General features: G+C 41.7%; 16 protein-coding genes. 12 read left to right on the top strand and 4 right to left on the bottom strand.

The window, feature by feature from the left end; genetic code table 11:
• From ABIB50_RS00195 to ABIB50_RS00180, 4 genes are all read left to right on the top strand, one after another.
• Positions 1-1,266 carry a hypothetical protein gene (locus tag ABIB50_RS00195; protein WP_429376218.1) on the top strand — a complete coding sequence of 422 codons (1,266 nt, stop codon included), beginning with the start codon at positions 1-3 and terminating at the stop codon, positions 1,264-1,266.
• 49 nt (positions 1,267-1,315) lie between these two features.
• Positions 1,316-2,032, top strand: coding sequence for a hypothetical protein (locus ABIB50_RS00190; protein WP_429376216.1), 717 nt, complete (start codon positions 1,316-1,318; stop codon positions 2,030-2,032).
• Between the two features lie 49 nt (positions 2,033-2,081).
• Entirely contained in the window at positions 2,082-2,276 is a 195-nt protein-coding gene (locus ABIB50_RS00185) for a hypothetical protein (protein WP_429376214.1), read from the top strand.
• A 236-nt stretch (positions 2,277-2,512) separates the two neighbouring features.
• Positions 2,513-3,868, top strand: a complete 1,356-nt coding sequence (locus ABIB50_RS00180) for a DNA/RNA non-specific endonuclease (RefSeq protein ID WP_429376213.1) — start codon at positions 2,513-2,515, stop codon at positions 3,866-3,868.
• 54 nt (positions 3,869-3,922) lie between these two features.
• On the opposite strand, the gene ABIB50_RS00175 is transcribed toward ABIB50_RS00180, so the two are convergent.
• Together ABIB50_RS00175 and ABIB50_RS00170 are read right to left on the bottom strand one after the other, a co-directional pair.
• The gene (locus ABIB50_RS00175; RefSeq protein WP_429376211.1) at positions 3,923-4,159 is read right to left on the bottom strand and encodes a hypothetical protein; all 237 of its coding nucleotides are present in this window, start codon (positions 4,157-4,159) and stop codon (positions 3,923-3,925) included.
• Between the two features lie 55 nt (positions 4,160-4,214).
• A complete protein-coding gene (locus ABIB50_RS00170; RefSeq protein WP_429376210.1) occupies positions 4,215-4,775 on the bottom strand; it encodes a hypothetical protein in 561 nt (186 codons plus the stop codon).
• Positions 4,776-5,299: 524 nt separating this feature from the next.
• Here ABIB50_RS00170 and ABIB50_RS00165 point away from each other — a divergent pair.
• A complete protein-coding gene (locus tag ABIB50_RS00165; protein ID WP_429376208.1) occupies positions 5,300-7,147 on the top strand; it encodes an ATP-binding protein in 1,848 nt (615 codons plus the stop codon).
• Positions 7,148-7,287: 140 nt separating this feature from the next.
• Here ABIB50_RS00165 and ABIB50_RS00160 read toward each other — a convergent pair whose 3' ends face one another.
• Complete coding sequence (locus ABIB50_RS00160) at positions 7,288-9,516, bottom strand: ATP-binding protein (protein ID WP_429376207.1); 2,229 nt, start codon at positions 9,514-9,516, stop codon at positions 7,288-7,290.
• Between the two features lie 263 nt (positions 9,517-9,779).
• Here ABIB50_RS00160 and ABIB50_RS00155 point away from each other — a divergent pair, with 263 nt between their 5' ends.
• The gene (locus ABIB50_RS00155) at positions 9,780-10,349 is read left to right on the top strand and encodes a biliverdin-producing heme oxygenase (protein ID WP_429376205.1); all 570 of its coding nucleotides are present in this window, start codon (positions 9,780-9,782) and stop codon (positions 10,347-10,349) included.
• An 88-nt stretch (positions 10,350-10,437) separates the two neighbouring features.
• On the opposite strand, the gene ABIB50_RS00150 is transcribed toward ABIB50_RS00155, so the two are convergent.
• Complete coding sequence (locus ABIB50_RS00150) at positions 10,438-10,635, bottom strand: hypothetical protein (protein WP_429376203.1); 198 nt, start codon at positions 10,633-10,635, stop codon at positions 10,438-10,440.
• A gap of 231 nt (positions 10,636-10,866) precedes the next feature.
• On the opposite strand from ABIB50_RS00150, the gene ABIB50_RS00145 reads away from it, so the two are divergent.
• From ABIB50_RS00145 to ABIB50_RS00120, 6 genes are all read left to right on the top strand, one after another.
• On the top strand, positions 10,867-11,232 hold the full coding sequence (locus tag ABIB50_RS00145) for a response regulator (protein WP_429376201.1): 366 nt from the start codon (positions 10,867-10,869) through the stop codon (positions 11,230-11,232).
• A gap of 119 nt (positions 11,233-11,351) precedes the next feature.
• Positions 11,352-11,741, top strand: coding sequence for a response regulator (locus ABIB50_RS00140; RefSeq protein ID WP_429376199.1), 390 nt, complete (start codon positions 11,352-11,354; stop codon positions 11,739-11,741).
• A 3-nt stretch (positions 11,742-11,744) separates the two neighbouring features.
• A complete protein-coding gene (locus ABIB50_RS00135; RefSeq protein ID WP_429376197.1) occupies positions 11,745-13,199 on the top strand; it encodes a PAS domain-containing sensor histidine kinase in 1,455 nt (484 codons plus the stop codon).
• A gap of 999 nt (positions 13,200-14,198) precedes the next feature.
• Complete coding sequence (locus tag ABIB50_RS00130; RefSeq protein WP_429376195.1) at positions 14,199-15,101, top strand: NAD(P)H-binding protein; 903 nt, start codon at positions 14,199-14,201, stop codon at positions 15,099-15,101.
• Between the two features lie 11 nt (positions 15,102-15,112).
• Positions 15,113-15,850, top strand: coding sequence for an SDR family NAD(P)-dependent oxidoreductase (locus tag ABIB50_RS00125; RefSeq protein WP_429376193.1), 738 nt, complete (start codon positions 15,113-15,115; stop codon positions 15,848-15,850).
• A gap of 32 nt (positions 15,851-15,882) precedes the next feature.
• On the top strand, positions 15,883-16,794 hold the full coding sequence (locus ABIB50_RS00120; RefSeq protein WP_429376191.1) for a helix-turn-helix domain-containing protein: 912 nt from the start codon (positions 15,883-15,885) through the stop codon (positions 16,792-16,794).
• The last annotated feature ends 30 nt before the right edge of the window (positions 16,795-16,824 follow it).

Genomic DNA, 16,824 nt, shown 5'->3' with positions numbered 1-16,824 from the left:
ATGTTAGTTGAAGTCTTTAATACAAGAGAGATCGCTTTAGGTATGTGGCTGATTATTGGGTTGGTCTTGATGCTTTGCAGCAAAAATTTGCGTGATGGTTTGGGTGGTGTTTTAAAGTCGTTATTCGTTTGGAATTTGATGAGTTGGTTGCTGGCGATGGCGGTTTATATTTCGGCGTTTATTTATCTGTTCTACAGGATCGGGCTTTGGACTCCTGATCTTTTGAAGGATACGGTGTTTTATGTCTTGTTCTCGGCGACGGTCAGTATGTTCAAGGCAAATAAGATCAGCGAGGATAAACATTTCTTTCTGGAAATGTTAAAGGATAACCTGAAGTTGGGCATCCTGATGGAATTTTTGATCGGTCAGTACACATTTGAATGGTGGATCGAACTGTTGATCGTGCCCTTAGCCGTTTTATTGGCGGGTATGCAGGCTATTGCTGGCAATGATACCAAATATGCGGCGGTTAACAAACTGATCAATAGTATTTGGATGATTACCGGCGCAGCTGTTATTTATCACTTAGTTAATTCGGTTATTCAACATTTTGGCGACTTGCTCTCGAAAGCTGTCCTTCGTCAAATCCTGTTGGTCCCAAATTTGACTTTGGTCTTTATTCCATTTCTGTATATATTATCCCTCCGTATGGTTTACGAAGAGCAATTTATTTTGCTGAGTTTTAAACTTCGGGATAAAAAATTGCTGCTGTTTGCTAAACGCCAGGCGCTATGGAAATTTAACACCGATTTGCACGGACTCAAGCGCTGGGTAAACCGCTGGAATTTATTACATCCGCAAACGCGGGAAGAAATCCTGGCCACTATCCATGCCTTTAAAGCGCAACAGCAACTGGAAAAAGTACCGCCCGTCGTATTGCAGCAACAAGGCTGGTCACCTTATATCGCAAAAGAGTGGCTGCCGGACGAAAAATTAAAACCAGCGTTTTATGACCCGGTCTATGAGGAAAAATGGTCGGCAAGATCAGGCGAATTAAAATTGGACAAAGATTGGTCGGGCAATGGGATCAAATACAGTGTTATCGGCACCCAGCTTGCAGCAGATCAATTAGAATTACGCCTGGCCGCCTATGAGCCAAAAAATCTACAGGAATTATGCACCATATTTAAAGACCGAGTAGCTTCCCTTTACCAGATAGCGACGGGTACTGAGACGCCTTTGAAGCTAATGAACGCCATCGTCAATAAAAAAAACCTTCGATTCAGGCAAGGCATTTATTTTATAACACTCGAAAAATCGACCTAGGGTAACATTACGGAGGGTTATGACCTGATATTTACCATAAGCACTAAAAATGATTGATTTAAATCAACTCGTCGATGAGCGCAATAAAGTCCTTTGGGACACCCTGAGCAACCATTTTCAAATAGATTTCGAACCGTCCGCCAACAAGGAATACCGGGTCTACTCTATCAACGACCAAGCTACGTTTTATGTGCCGGAAAATGACCTATGCGCAGATTCCTTTACGCATGAACTGCTGCATGTTTATCTGCGTTACAAAAAGGTGTTCATTGGGGCGGCTTTTATTAATACCATCAGTAGCAGTGCAATTTTAAAAAATTTACTTAATGACCGCTTGATCGAGCATGTAGGCAATTGTCTCGACCATATCAAAATGTTCGAAAAATACGACCAGATGGGTTTCCGGCCGGAGAAATTCATTTTGGATTATCAACAGCACAAATGCACACCTTCAGACCTAGCTGACCTCAAACGCTACTACAAACAAAACGGCAGCTATAACAGCGAGGCGGTCAACCTGTTCATTGGCAAATTCGTGGCCATGTGCGCCGACTTTAACGAAAATTTTGATTACGAACCGTGCTTTGACGCGTTAGATAACCTCGACCCGCTGCTATTTACGGTTTTAGATCAGTTTATCAGCGACTGGGAAGAATTGGATATTGAAAGTGAAGACATCTTCAAATCCAGCTACTATCCGTTGCTGGACACTTTTTATGAGGGCATGAAACGCTGGATGACAGGTAAGAAATTTCATACGGTTTAATCAGGCCCAGGCGATTAAGCGGCTAATAGCGCGCTGAAGAACTTATGGCATGACTAAGGGTACCAATATCACTATCGACGTACCCTTGCGTAACCCTATGGGGGATAGTACCATCACCGACAAAGCGGAATTGCAAAAGAAACGTTTCAAAGGTATTGTGTTGCACTTATTAGCTAAAGCGGATGAAACCGGCAAGGTAAAGATCGGGCTGAATAAGAACAGGAAAGACAATCCAAAAAACTAAATTAACTTAAAATTCAAGCTTACGACCGGCAGTTAATGACGTTCACTTGGGCTGATGAACCGGCTAAGCTTATTATAGCGCCACTAATAGCGTTAGCGAAAGATCAGCAAGCAAAGCGCGCTTGTCTTAAAGGAGGCGTTTTAAATAAATCAGGTAACAATTTCACAAGAATTAGATAACAAAGGGATAACAACCAACCAGTTAGCTTGTGCGTTTAAATAACTAAAAACATTCTTATGAAATTCAAACATTTATTTACACCAGTAATGGCGGCATTACTGCTGCTTTCCTGCCAAAAGTCGGTCGTAGCGCCGGCTTTAACGACTGCGCCGGCGATTAGCACGGGTAATTTTTCACAGTCGCTGGCGATCACGCAGACTTTTAACGAAGGCTTTGAATCGGGGTCTAAAACAGCTTATGCTGACGGGAATGTTACCTTTGACAGCGGCTCATGGGATCTGAATGACGCACTAATCGGTAACACCACTTCAGACCGGAAAACGGGGAATCAAGCTGTCCGGGTCCGCAATACAGGTACGATAGGCATGAACTTCGATGTCGCTGGCGGCGCCTCAACGGTAACTTTAAGCTACGGCGTTTACGGAACTGATGGCGCATCCAATTTTCAACTGTTTGTTTCCGCAGATGGCGGTAGCAGTTATACCCAGGCCGGTGCGACGGTTACCGCTTCCAGCACGACGTTAAGCACCGCTACCTTCACGATTAGCCAAACCGGCTCCTTACGGTTCCAGTTGCGCAAAACGACCGGTGGCACCAATCGGATCAACATTGATAATTTCGTGGTTAACAGCTATGATAACGGTACCGGTGGCTCGACCGCAGACAATACTAACCTGCTGTTAGGCAATCCCAGCGGCGCGACCAACAGTACTTCCAACCCTAATAATTATCTATACGACCAGACTTATTATACGGAAAGCTATAACCGTGATAAGGGCGAGCCAAATTGGGTAAGTTGGTACGTGGGCAGCAGCACGCTGGGTTCTGCCAGTCGGGCAAATGATTTCCGTGCGGATACGAACTTGCCTTCAGGCTGGTATGAAGTTGGCGCGACCAGCTATTCAGGTTCGGGCTTCGACCGTGGTCATAACTGTCCGAGCGCGGACCGTACTTCCACCCTGACCGCTAACCAAGCAACATTTTTAATGGACAATATGATCCCGCAGGCACCGAACAATAACGAGCATACCTGGGCCAACCTGGAAAGTTACGGACGTTCCCTGGTGAGCGCTGGCAACGAGATCTATGTGATCATGGGAAGTTATGGATCTGGTGGCACTGGTTCGAGCGGTACGGCAACAACAATAGACAACGGGCGTGTGGTTGTTCCATCCAATGTCTGGAAAGTGATCGTGGTGATACCCAATGGAAATAACGACCTGAGCCGTATTACTACTGCAACCCGGGTGATTGCCGTGAACACACCTAACATTAATGCTATCAGTACAGATTGGACGCAATATATCACTACGGTAAAGGATATTGAAAACGCGACCGGTTATACGTTACTTTCTAATCTTCCGGCTTCGGTTCGGACGGCATTGGAAACGAAACGCGACACGGGCAATTAATCTATAACAATCACATATAATAAAAACGCCGGCTGTTTGGGTCGGCGTTTTACTTTAGCTCTTTTTCTTGATGGTTGTCTTAGATACGGCTTTCTTGCTGGTCTTATACCGCATATCCATGGTGCCATCTTTCTTTAAATGTTTATTGGCATTGAAACGTTTGTCAGGTGTGCCGTTTTTCTTCATAGGCTGCTGCGACACGGCATAAGTTAATGCTTTAGCCTGGACATTGGTAAAGGTTGTCGTAAAGGCTAAAGCAACAATGGCTAGCATGGTGATTAGTTTTCTCATAATCGTTTTTTTATTAAAGCTATATAGATAAATTGATAGTTACAAATAGGTTGTTTTAGTTCCGATGATAACGCTTGTCTATCGAGCCGTCTTTATTATAGCCGGAACGCCTATTTTCTTTATAACGCATATCCGGTGTACCATCTTTCTTTAGATGTACAGCAGAACTATTTACCGTTGTATTATTACTTCGGGTTGTTGTTGTAGATTGATAACTCGGTATTGATGACCTAACTGGCTTTTCAGTAACAGACGCTTTCTGATTATCGTTATAACGCTTGTCGGCAGTACCGTCAGCTTTAGTATGGGTTGGAGTGGTGGTTGTTTTTCGCGTAGATGACTGGTTACCGCGGTAACGCATATCGAGCGTACCGTCGGCTTTGACGTGACCCGATGATTTATTAGTAGTCGCTTTTATAGTAGTCTGGTTGGTTTTGTAACGCATATCAGCTGAGCCATCGGCTTTCGTATGTGTCGTCGTCGTAGATTTCTTTGTTGAGCTTGTTGTTTGGTTCGCTTTGTAGCGCCTATCCTTAGACCCATCCTGTTTAGTCTGTGCAACTACTGTCGATGCTGCCAGCAACAAGATCAATAACGGGTGATTAAATCTTTTCATATTTTATTCGTTTTAGTGTTAATGGTTAAGGATTATTCCTGTAATTTGTTTGACCTAACAACTGGATTTATAGTTCTTTAAAACAAGGTCTACCGCTACCTATAACGTTAAGCTCATGGGTCTTTTCAATTATTGACTTTATAGAATACAGGCTTGGCCATTATTTATACCAATCATCTTCCCCCCATTCAGTTACAAATGTATCCGAAGCCTCTTTTTTCTTTTCGACTAGCTCATATTCTTTCTTGCCTTTTGGTTGTGAGCCTATCAGTAAATATTGTCATCTACAGCGACCCTTTTTTAATATTACCCAATACTTCTAATTGATCGTTATGCTGACCATCATTTTTTCATTACCATCATTTTAGGTTAGTCCTATTCTGATCTAAAGCTTTATAATTACTATTTATAAACGTAAACTACGTTTCGTATTATAAACAATACATTAACTATATTGGCGTTCTATTATTAATTAATTAATTTACCAAATAATTAATTTACAGACTTTCATAAATCCAAACGATATGTGTAAAGTGATTTTTATTAGTAATGATCCAAAAGAGCAGCAACTCACGCAACAACTATTCGATCGTTATAATTTGTTTAAAGATGCCGTATGCTTTTTGAATTGGCCATCCGCAATTGCGCTATTAAAATCAAATAGTTCAAAACCTGAAAACCTTCCCGACCTTGTGCTGTGTGATCTTAACATACAACAGGAAAGCAGCTGGAAATTCCTGGAAGCCTTCGAGCAGCTTTACTTTTCCCTTAGTAAAACAATAGATTTCTGTATGATCGCTGATTGGACGGACCCGGCTGATCGGTTCCGGGCACAGCTTTATCCTTTTGTTAAGGATCTGTGGCAAAAACCATTAAACAAAGATGACTTCATTTTATTATACCTATCGTATCAGAAAAAGGACGACACTACCGATAAATTGCATACGTTTATACAATCCACGATTCACAAGACATTTGGCACCCCTCCCATGAGCAGTAAAAACCTTTCTGAACAATTATTGATACTACAGCAGGAAAAGGCCGCGCTGGCTAAAGCATTAAGCCTGGCCAATACGGAACTACTTTTTCAATTGGAAGAAAAGAGCCAGAGGGCGGCGGAACTCATCGTCGCCAACATTGAACTGGATTTTCAGAATAAGGAAAAAGGCGCCCGTGCTGCTGAACTCATCCTCGCCAATATTGAGCTTGACTTCCAAAATGATGAAAAACGGAAACGTGCCGCGGAGTTAGCTATCGCTAATATTGAACTGGATTTTCAGAACCTGGAAAAAGAAAAAAGGGCCGCCGAATTAAAGCTGGCCAATATTGAGCTGGACTTCCAAAACCTGGAGAAGGATAAAAGAGCGACTGAACTACTCATTGCTAATAAAGAACTGCTATTCCAAAATCTGGAAAAAGAAAAACGTGCCGCTGAATTGATTATTGCTAATACGGAACTTGTCTTTCAAAACCAGGAAAAAGAAAAAAGAGCCGATGAATTGGTTATCGCCAATACAGAACTTCTGTTCCAAAACGAGGAAAAAGAAAAAAGGGCCAACGAATTGGTGCTGGCTAATAAGGAGCTGATCTATCAGAATAAGGAAAAGGGCAAACGCGCCGCCGAACTGGTCATCGCTAATATCGAACTAGACTTTCAGGAAGTCGAAAAGGAAAAACGAGCCGAAGCCGAGGCAAAAAAGGATGAGTTCTTCAACATGGTAAGTCACGAGTTAAAGACCCCTTTAACTAATATTAAAGCGATCAACCAGGTCATGGAAAAAGCCTTGGACAAGTCTGAGAAAAATTATCCTTTTATTAATAGTGCCGGTAACAGCATCAAGCGATTGGAACGGCTAATCGAGGATCTGCTGGATGTTACCAAGATCAATGCCGGGGACATCGACCTTAACATTACATCATTCGATCTCTCTGAAGCGCTAACCCAAAGTATTGCTACAGTTCAGCAAATATCGCCTAAACATGTTATCCTGTTAGAAAATAATATAGGTATTATTTATAGCGGTGACCAGTTCAGAATAGAACGAGTGCTGATCAATTTACTCAACAATGCCATTAAATTTTCACCGGATGCCGATCTCGTCATCGTCAAAGCAACTGCCGATCTGGTGGAGGTGACTGTGAGTGTTCAGGATTTCGGAATCGGGATCGCTAAAGAAGATATCGATCAGCTGTTTAACCGGTTCTTCCGCGTCAGTAAAACAGCCATGAAATTCCAGGGCGTGGGACTTGGCCTGTATATCGCCGCGGAAATCATCAAAAGGCACCGTGGCCATTTTACCATAAGCAGTAAGCTCGGAAAAGGAAGTTTTTTTGCATTTCATTTGCCGCTTCAAACTGACGATACGGACTGAAACGTATCTTACGCGGAAGACTTTTTCCCTTAAAGTAATGGTTAACTTTAGCTGATTTTGATGCTTTTTTATAATAATTACGATTATTATAAAAATAGCCGACGTCACCTCGTCAATCACACTTTACGTCTAATTGATTATTAAGCTATCTCCTTAAGCGCGGTTTGGAAGGATATATGAAAAGTCGCGCCTAAACCGGGTTCACTTTCTACCCAGATATGGCCCTGATGTTTCTCCATGATCTTTTTTACGATTGCCAGTCCCACACCTGAGCCTTCATATGCGTCCACCTCATCGGAGCGGGTAAAAAGATCAAATATTTTTTCCAGGTCCTTCAATTTAACACCTATGCCATTATCACTTACCCGATAACGCACCTGATCTTCCAAATGTTCGCCAATAACGGTCACCATTGGAGCACCGGTTTTACTGGAATACTTGACAGCGTTGCCTAATAGATTGGAAAAAACCTGTTGGATCATGGTTTCATCACCGTAAATAGGTGGCGTATCCCCGATAGCAATCGTTAAAGGTAAATGTTCATGCGCAATTATTAATTGTTCTTTAAGATCAGCAAGCAGTCGGGTCATATCTACGAAACGGAGTTTGGCTTTGATTTGTCCTGATCTTGAATAATGAAGCACTTCTTCGATCATGGCCTGCATCCGGTTGGCACCTGCAAGGATGCCGTCCAGCATCCTTGCATCACGGGTGTCCAATTTGAGGTTGCGCTTCAGTAATTGCGAATACCCTTTAATCGTAGTTAAGGGATTTTTAAGATCATGTGATATGGTATAGCTGAAAGCATCCAGCTCGTCATACGCCTCTTTAAGCTTGTCATTCAATATCCTGATCTCGGTACCCTTCCGACTGATGGCAAAAGCTACTTCCTCCTTTAACTGAAGTGCGGATCTGAAATCTTCGCTTTTCCACGAAGCAGCCGTCAGCTTTACCTGCTGTGTCCAGGTTTCGAATGATTCGCGTGGTGAGATCTGTGACAAACCGTTTTCGCCGACAACCACTGCCTTCTCCGGATTACCCGCCCAAGTGACGTTAACCGCAATTTCGGGCCGAAACCAGATCAAATATTCCTTAAGTTCTTTGGACAGTCGACAAACCAGCACGCCGCAGGCTACATCTTTAATCAGGAAAGCGCGCGGATATTCCTGCGGAAGCCTATCCGTTGCGTAAAGCGCTTCCTGCATGTTATCCTGGAGCCAGGAACTAAAGCCCGTCAGAAAATTGTCATCGGGCGTTTTTCCCGCATGATAAAAATGGTTATCATAAGCCAGGACTGCTCCTTCAGCGTCTACTGCATCGAGCAGCGTCACTTCGTGTTTGAACAAGGCCTCCTCCATGTTATTATAACGTAGTAAATGCCGTGTAAGGTCGTCAACCGCATTTTTTAAACGGTTATTTTTATGCTGGTCTTCTTCCTGCTGGCGAAAGCTAAGGGCGGAAGAAAGTACCTGTCCAATGAGTTTAGCAGCCTCCCGTTGCTTATAATGGATAAATCGAGGCGTGTAATTATGACAAGCGACCAGCCCCCGTAATTCACCCTGGTGGATCAGCGAAACGCTAAAGCTGGACGCGACACCCATATTTTTGAGGTACTGAATATGAATTGGCGAAACGGCTCTTAAGGTGGAGTTCGTTAAATCAAGTGGAACGTCATTCAGTTCCGTATAGGTCAGGATAGCCGAGGGTATACCTGCCACATCAGCGATCAGCCGGACCAGGTTATGCTTGTATAACTCTCGTGCCTGCTGTGGTATATCTGATGCTGGGTAATGCAGTCCTAGCCAGGGAGCGAGGTCCTCGTTTTTAGCTTCGGCTACCACCTCGCCATGGCCGTCGTCGTGGAACTGATAGACCATTACCCGATCATATCTGATAACATTTTTTATTTGTGCAGCAGTGTTATCGAGCAGCCGGGATAAATTGGCGTTGGCAAGTATTTCAGAAAGTGAGCTGCCGATTACCTGTTGCAGGTCCAAGTCCAGGTCGGATGCGAACGGTTCGAATTCCAGAAGATATTGTTCGTCCGAATCAGAGATCACGAGGTTGAATTCACGATCGCCAATCATCACTGGATAAGGGTTTACGGGCCGAAAGCCTTCATTTACTTGGGCGATATTAATCAGCTTTTCGATAAAGCCGCCAACTTTTTTCAGAATCACCGTTTCGAGAAAACAGACCGGGGTACCCAGCAGGGTAACCGCTGCAACGTCTGTATAGGTTATTATATTTTCACTACAATAGGTGATCTTCAGCTCTTTGCTGATGGCGATAAGAAAGCCGTGTTCCTGTATCTTACCGGGAATATGAATGGGTTCCCGGTCACAGTTGGTTAAGTCGATGTCTGTCATTTGTGCTTTTTAAATAATTAAAAATTCAAAGCTGAATTCTTCAATACAAAAAGGATCGGCACAAAGTAGCGGCAATGTTAACATTTGCCGAACAGCTGAAAACCTCAGACGGATAATTACCTTTTTGTTTGTTCCCTTATGGGATGACGGCGAGTCGTTTCATGAAATTGTTGATAATTAATAAGTTAAGGCAGATAAGAATTCTTTGAAGTTAAGTATAATTAAACCATATCGCATTTTAAAGTTAATATCTTTATCGCCTGATGAAAAATGAATTGTTAGCTGACCAACTGAAGGGGCGAACATCTGGTGCCCACCAGGAACTGGAGAAAGTTCTGGTCCGACGTATGCGTGCCATGCGAGGCCTGGAAGATTATATACAATTGCTGCAATCATTCTATGGTTACTTCGGTGCGCTGGAGGATAGGATCAATTTTTTTATTGGCCGCGCAGAGTTACCTGACTATTTGCTGCGGCGGAAGTCCGAAAGCCTGGCAAAGGATATTATATCCCTCGGTGGTAAAGTACCCGATAAAGCTGGCGTTGATAATATTCCCATGATTGAAAATTATTTACAAGCCTTCGGCGCGTTGTATGTTATGGAAGGTTCTACGCTCGGCGGGCAGATCATTACTCAGATGCTAACCAAACAATTGAGATTGCAGGATAAGGGTTTATTGTTTTTCAGCAGTTATGGAGAGCATTTGGAAACTATGTGGGCTACCTTCAAAATGACCTTGAATCGCCAGGCAACTAGTAATGCCGAAGCCGAAATCGTAATCCTGGCAGCGGATGCTACATTCAGGCAGTTTAAAAACTGGCTCGAAAAATAATGAAAATGACCAGATGGGTCACTTAGAAAGTATTCATTAAGAAACCAATCGGGAAGTGGACCTGATAAATTACCAATAGCTTAACCCGTCAGGCACTCATTGGCTCGGCTATTTCACCGCGATATTCATTAGCAAATTTTTTTGCGATGGCCAACATCCAGGTAAGCAACGGCTTTTCATGCTCATTATATTGGTCAGCGGTGTCCCATATTTTACAAATTGTTTTCTCGAGCAGCTTGTCGGTCAATTTTCTTTCTTTGACGATGCGAAATATAGCTAAACTCAAAACAGCTGCGTATTGGTCATATAATGCCTCAACACCTGGCCTGGTCTTTAGCCGTATAAGCTATAACAGTTCAGTGGGATCAGTAAAAATTTGAGGCATTCCGAATCGGATAAATAGCAGTGTATAAATCACATCGCGATAAGTATGCCAGTTTTAAGCCAGACATTTTAGCCCAATAGCACTGTTCGGACCTTTGGCATAATTTTCGTTGAAAGAAATTAAATTAATAACATGGGTAAGCGGATTTTAATATTGGATGATGATGCGGATATATTAGATATCCTGACCCTGTTGTTACGGGACGATGGCTATGAAATACAAACTTTAGCCAGCGGCGAAAAGGTTTTTGAGGCCATAGGCAGCTTTCACCCTGACCTGGTTTTAATGGATGTGATGTTAGCTAATATGGATGGGCGCACGATTTGCCGTCAGCTCAAAGCTAATAATGATACAAAAGCAATCCCGGTGGTACTCATTTCCGGAACCCATGATTTGGCTAGTTCCTTAAGTCAACAAGGCGCACCAAATGATTTTGTAGCAAAACCTTTTGACATCGACTATTTATTAAGGATTATCAAACGTCAATTAGCTGCCTAATCGGATTTCCTAAATATAATTTCACTTTCTTTTCATCTGCGACGGGTAAATTTGCGAGATTAGGTTATGATATGGTTTTAGCTTAATTTTGAAATCTGCTCAAATCGTACCCACCGCTTATGAAACCCCCTATTAAAAGTATTTTTATTTTTGATGACGACGAAGACATTCTTTCGATTTGTTCCTATATTCTGGAAGAGAAGGGCTGGATAGTGTATACTTCAGCAGATTGCAACGATATCATTCAAAAAATTACGGAGGTTAAGCCTGCTGTTATTTTAATGGATAACTGGATACCGGATGAAGGTGGTGTAGTCGCCACACAGAAACTAAAAGCATCCGATGAGCTTAAACAAATCCCGGTTATTTACTTTTCGGCCAACAGCGATATTAAAATCATTGCCGATCTGGCCGGCGCGGATAATTACCTTGCCAAACCTTTCGATCTGGCGGATCTGGAATCAGTGATCAATTCGGCATTGGAATTAAAAACCAATAATCTGAAGTAGTTTATGAAAAACAAAAAGCAAGCCCCGTTTGGGGAAGATTTCTATAAAAACATATTGGAAAGTCTGGAAGATTACGGTGTATTTACTACGGACAAACAGGCCGTAGTCACCTCCTGGAACCGGGGTGCAGAACATATTCTTGGTTATAGCGAGGCAGATATATGCGGGCAATCAGCCGATGTGATCTTTACAAAAGAGGATTGCAAAAATGGTGTGCCGGCACACGAATTTGCCGAGGCACTGAAAAAAGGCCGTGGCTTAGACGAACGTTACCATCAACGTAAAGACGGCTCGTTGTTTTGGGCCAGCGGCTTGGTCTTCCCACTTTATGACAGTGAAGACCAGCATATCGGTTTTACCAAGATCTTAAGAAATCTAAGTCGCCGTAAAGAAGCTGAAGACGAGGCTTTGGAAGCCAGAAAGTATGCACAGAGTATTGTGGAAACCTCGAAAGAGCCGATGTTGATCTTAAATGCGGACCTAACGGTAAATTCCGGCAGTAAAGCATTTTTTAAACTTTTTTCGGTCGATAAGTTGCACGCAGAAGGGAAGAATATTTTTGAGGTTATGTCGCCAATGCTGGATAGCAAACCCCTGGAAGTAGAGATGCAGCATTATGACAGTTTCGAGAATTTCGAACTATTTCTCAATGGGTCAGGCGACGTGCCAGAACGCATTTTGCTGGTATCCTGCCGGAAAGTATTTCAGACTTTTAAGTCGATTGGACAGCATTTACTGACGTTTCAGGATGTCACGCTTCAGCGCAAGCTGGAACAAGCTAAAGAGGATTTTATCAGTGTAGCCAGTCACGAGCTGAAAACGCCAATTTCGGTTATCCGCTCTTATACACAGATTCTAAATCTGGAACTTAAAGGTAAAGGGAGTGACCGGGTCAATACGACCATTGAGCGGATTATGGTGCAATCAGAAAAGCTGAGCCGCCTAACCTCTTTCCTACTGGACGCCTCTGCTTTTAAAACTGGCACAATACAGCTTAAAAAAGAGCCTTTCGTTTTATTGGAATTGATCATTGACCTGGTTCATGAAGTCGATCACGCAAATACAAAGCACCATATTGTGGTTAAAGAAATGTCTGATGCACGCGTTTCAGCAGACCGGCAGCGCATCAGCCAAGTGGTGACCAACTTGCTTAGCAATGCCATAAAATATTCTCCCGCGGCGAGCCAGATCATCGTGAACGTCGTTGTAGATGAAGCGGCAAAGACAGTACGAACCTCAGTGACTGACAGCGGCATTGGCGTACCAAAGGAAAACCAAGCTAGTTTATTTAAAAGATTTTCCAGAACCGGCCATGAAAAGGCACGAAAGATCGAAGGTTTCGGAATGGGGCTATATATTGCCGCTGAAATTATTAAGGCCCATGATGGCCAGATCAATGTAAGCAGTACCGGCGATGACGGATCTACCTTTTATTTTGATTTACCGCTATTGGATTAAGAATGTGGTAAAAGTTATTATGCAGCATTACAATGGCAGACTATTTCTGCACCCATGTAAACACCCATGCCAAATTAGGACGCATGGACATGATTCGTTTCAGTAAGGTGATGTCGTAAATAATTTGCGGATAAAGCGGGTGGATGTCGGTAGTACATCAAAGCAGCTGATTTCTTCCTAATTTAACCTTTGAGGTTTATCGCTGTTACCTGTTGTGCGTACTTACAGCGTTACTGACCAGGTTAATGATCACCGAACGATCTTGTCATATCAGCGTATAGCACAATAGGATCGCCTAGTTGAAATAATTCTCATAGCTGATTACCATTACTCCTAAGTTCGGCTTCATTGGCGAGTTATTAGTTTGCAGACAAAAGTTTTGCTGTTGCAGTTGCGTAGTGTGCCGGTAACGTTTGATAAAGGCCCAGGCTTTAAGAAACTTCTCCCCTTTCGGTTTAAGGATTAACCTCTCGGGCATTAGTCAGTTCCATGCACAAGCTTATCGATGAGATCTTGGGCTGGGGCATGCATTTTCGGAAAGAGATCATTGGAAATAACTCGCTTAAAAAATGGCTGATTAAAGATTTCCGACTGCTTCAGCGAACCAAAAGAAATAAAACTGCAGTTATTATTATCCTGGATTCACGAAGGATATTTAGTATAAATAATATCTTGTTCAAAGACGCAGAAATTCCTATTATTACGTGATCCTGACGTAACCTTGTTAACTTTTATCCCTGTAACACCAAAAGCAACGACGAAGTTTGTATTAGAAAAATAAGTATTGGTATTAGTAGCTATAGTGGAAATAGCGGGAAAACAAAATAAGCAGCTCGACATATGTAGTCACTTTGCCAAATCCTTTGCAGTAATTTACGAAACACTAAACTAACCGTTTCTTTGACGATATTCTCATTTTAACTACAACAATCCTCAATTTAGCTACGTTCAAGAAAAGCCATCAGTCGTCCTTTGTGTTTTAAATTTAAAAAAAGAAACATGAAAATCGTACTTACAGGATCGTTGGGTCGTATTGGGAAACCTCTCACACAAAGTTTAGTAAAAAGAGGACATTCGGTAATTGTTATCAGCAGTCAATCCGAAAGACAAAAAGACATTGAAGCTATCGGAGCAAAAGCTGCTATTGGCAGTATGAAGGATCTGGATTTTTTAACCCTCACGTTCAAGGACGCTGACGTTGTTTACCTAATGATTTCCTGGGATGCAATTGGTAACATCTTTGATAACACCATCGATTTTCCTGCCGAATTTGACCAAATCGCCAACAATTACAAGCAAGCCATTGAGCAGGTAGGCATAAAAAAAGTTGTATATTTAAGTAGTGTTGGAGCGCACACAAGCAAAGGTGTTGGCAGTCTTTCTGTTTATAACATCGTTGAAAATAGCATGAATCAGCTTCCAAATGATGTATCTATCAAATTTATGCGACCGGTCGCTTTTTACACTAATATTTTCAGATTTATGCAAAGTATAAAAACTGACAGAGAGATTTTGCAAAGTTATGGAGGTGAACAAAAAGAACCTTGGGTTTCACCATTAGATATTGCAGATGTTATTGTAGACGAGATTGAATTGCCTTTTGAAAGCAGAACTGTTCGCTATATCGCAAGTGATGAAGTTTCACCAAACGAAGTGGCATCAATTTTAGGCGAAGCAATAGGGATACGAGAGTTAAAATGGTCAATTGTAGCTCCAGAAAAATTGCTTGGCGATGTGGTTACTTCAGGAATGAATGATTGGATCGCTAACGGATTTATTGAAATGCAAGCAGCACAAGAAAGCGGTATTTTATACGAAGATTTCTATAAAAATAAACCGTTGTTGGGTAAAGTTAAAATGACTGATTTTGCTAATGAATTCGCTTTAGTTTACAATCAATAAATTATAAAACAATGAAAAAGGTATTGATCGCAGGAGCTAACAAGAGCATTGGCTTTGCAACAGCTCGACTACTACTACAACGAGGATATTACGTATATTTAGGTAGCCGCAGTTTAGCAAATGGATTTGCAGCAATTGAAAAGTTAAAAGCTGACGGATTAAATCATGTAGAAGTCATACAAATAGATGTTGGCGATGACGAATCTGTAAGAGCTGCACGAATTGAATTGGGCAGGAGAACAGATATATTGGACATACTTATAAACAACGCAGGTATTAACGGGGGTTTGCCACAAGGCGCACTAAATTCAAGTATAGAACAACTTCAAAATGTAATTAACACTAATTTATTGGGCGTAGTGAGAGTTACCCAGGCATTTGTAGATTTATTACGTCGATCAGAGCAACCCCGTATCGTAAACGTATCATCAAGTGGCTGTTCCTTAACGCTGCATAGTGACCCTTCTTGGAAGTATTACGATCATAAATCAGCAGTATATGCGCCGTCAAAAGCAGCTATGAATATGTACACCATCGCATTGGCTTATGAATTGAAGGATGAAAGTTTTAAAGTAAACGCGGTTTGTCCAGGCTTTGTTGCGACTGATTTTAATGGCCACCGTGGGTCAGGAACTGTGGAGGAAGCGTCCGCCCGTATATCCAAATATGCCATGATTGGTAACGATGGGCCAACAGGTAAATTTTTTGCAGAAGAATACAACCCAAATACGGGTGAATGTCCTTGGTGACAATGTAAAAAACATTTTTATAATTTTGAACTATGAAAAAAGTAGAAAATACTTCGCGAAAGGTCGATTCATTAACCGAATTACATCGGGTGCTGGGCTTACCAAAGCCTTTGCACCCGTTGATAAGTTTTGTTGACATTGAAGAAGTAAAAATTCGGTCGGAAGAATTGGGTAATTCATTTATACTCAATTTTTATAAAATTTCTTATAAGTCGAATCTTTGCGGACAAGCAAAATATGGGCAGCACTATTATGATTTTGGAGAAGGCGGATTGGTTTATACTGCACCCCATCAAATTTTTGAGGTACATAAAACTGAGAGTACAGGCTATATGTTGCTAATCCACCCCGACTTTTTGTTATCCTATCCATTGGCAAAAAAAATAAAGCAGTACGGGTTTTTCTCCTATTCGGCAAATGAAGCATTGCATATTTCCGACAAAGAAAAGGAGACAATATTTTCAATTTTCAAAATAATTCATGATGAATTACAAAGTAGAATTGACGATTTTAGTCAAGATGTGATTATTTCGCAGATAGAATTATTTTTAAACTACAGCAATCGTTTTTACAAACGACAATTTATAACTCGCACAGTTGTGAACAACGATTTGCTGCAAAACCTGGAAGAAATTTTAAACAATTATTTCGACCATGAAAAAGCACTAACGCAAGGACTGCCTAATGTTCAATATCTCGCCGAACAATTAAATATTTCCTCAAGCTATTTAAGTGACCTCTTGCGTTCCTTAACCGGGCAAAATGCGCAACAACACCTCCACAATAGATTAATAGACAAAGCAAAAGAAAAGTTATCAACCACCAAATCAACTGTAAGTGAGGTTGCCTACGAATTGGGGTTTGAACATCCACAATCTTTTAGCAAGTTTTTTAAGACAAAAACCAACCTTTCACCCTTGGAATTTCGACAAACTTTTAACTAATGAAATGCTGAAAACCAACTATAACTTAAT

It is taken from the genome of Mucilaginibacter sp. UYCu711 (assembly GCF_050433825.1).
GTDB lineage: Bacteria > Bacteroidota > Bacteroidia > Sphingobacteriales > Sphingobacteriaceae > Mucilaginibacter.
The sequence above is the reverse complement of the archived record's forward strand: the minus strand, read 5'-3'. Positions and strand labels throughout refer to the sequence as shown.

Coding starts and splice junctions, on each gene's coding strand:
- ABIB50_RS00170 (WP_429376210.1), bottom strand. CDS start 4,775: ATGAAAAGATTTAATCACCCGTTATTGATCTTGTTGCTGGCAGCATCG.
- ABIB50_RS00160 (WP_429376207.1), bottom strand. CDS start 9,516: ATGACAGACATCGACTTAACCAACTGTGACCGGGAACCCATTCATATT.
- ABIB50_RS00145 (WP_429376201.1), top strand. CDS start 10,867: ATGGGTAAGCGGATTTTAATATTGGATGATGATGCGGATATATTAGAT.
- ABIB50_RS00155 (WP_429376205.1), top strand. CDS start 9,780: ATGAAAAATGAATTGTTAGCTGACCAACTGAAGGGGCGAACATCTGGT.
- ABIB50_RS00190 (WP_429376216.1), top strand. CDS start 1,316: ATGATTGATTTAAATCAACTCGTCGATGAGCGCAATAAAGTCCTTTGG.
- ABIB50_RS00175 (WP_429376211.1), bottom strand. CDS start 4,159: ATGAGAAAACTAATCACCATGCTAGCCATTGTTGCTTTAGCCTTTACG.
- ABIB50_RS00135 (WP_429376197.1), top strand. CDS start 11,745: ATGAAAAACAAAAAGCAAGCCCCGTTTGGGGAAGATTTCTATAAAAAC.
- ABIB50_RS00125 (WP_429376193.1), top strand. CDS start 15,113: ATGAAAAAGGTATTGATCGCAGGAGCTAACAAGAGCATTGGCTTTGCA.
- ABIB50_RS00195 (WP_429376218.1), top strand. CDS start 1: ATGTTAGTTGAAGTCTTTAATACAAGAGAGATCGCTTTAGGTATGTGG.
- ABIB50_RS00180 (WP_429376213.1), top strand. CDS start 2,513: ATGAAATTCAAACATTTATTTACACCAGTAATGGCGGCATTACTGCTG.
- ABIB50_RS00130 (WP_429376195.1), top strand. CDS start 14,199: ATGAAAATCGTACTTACAGGATCGTTGGGTCGTATTGGGAAACCTCTC.
- ABIB50_RS00165 (WP_429376208.1), top strand. CDS start 5,300: ATGTGTAAAGTGATTTTTATTAGTAATGATCCAAAAGAGCAGCAACTC.
- ABIB50_RS00185 (WP_429376214.1), top strand. CDS start 2,082: ATGACTAAGGGTACCAATATCACTATCGACGTACCCTTGCGTAACCCT.
- ABIB50_RS00140 (WP_429376199.1), top strand. CDS start 11,352: ATGAAACCCCCTATTAAAAGTATTTTTATTTTTGATGACGACGAAGAC.
- ABIB50_RS00120 (WP_429376191.1), top strand. CDS start 15,883: ATGAAAAAAGTAGAAAATACTTCGCGAAAGGTCGATTCATTAACCGAA.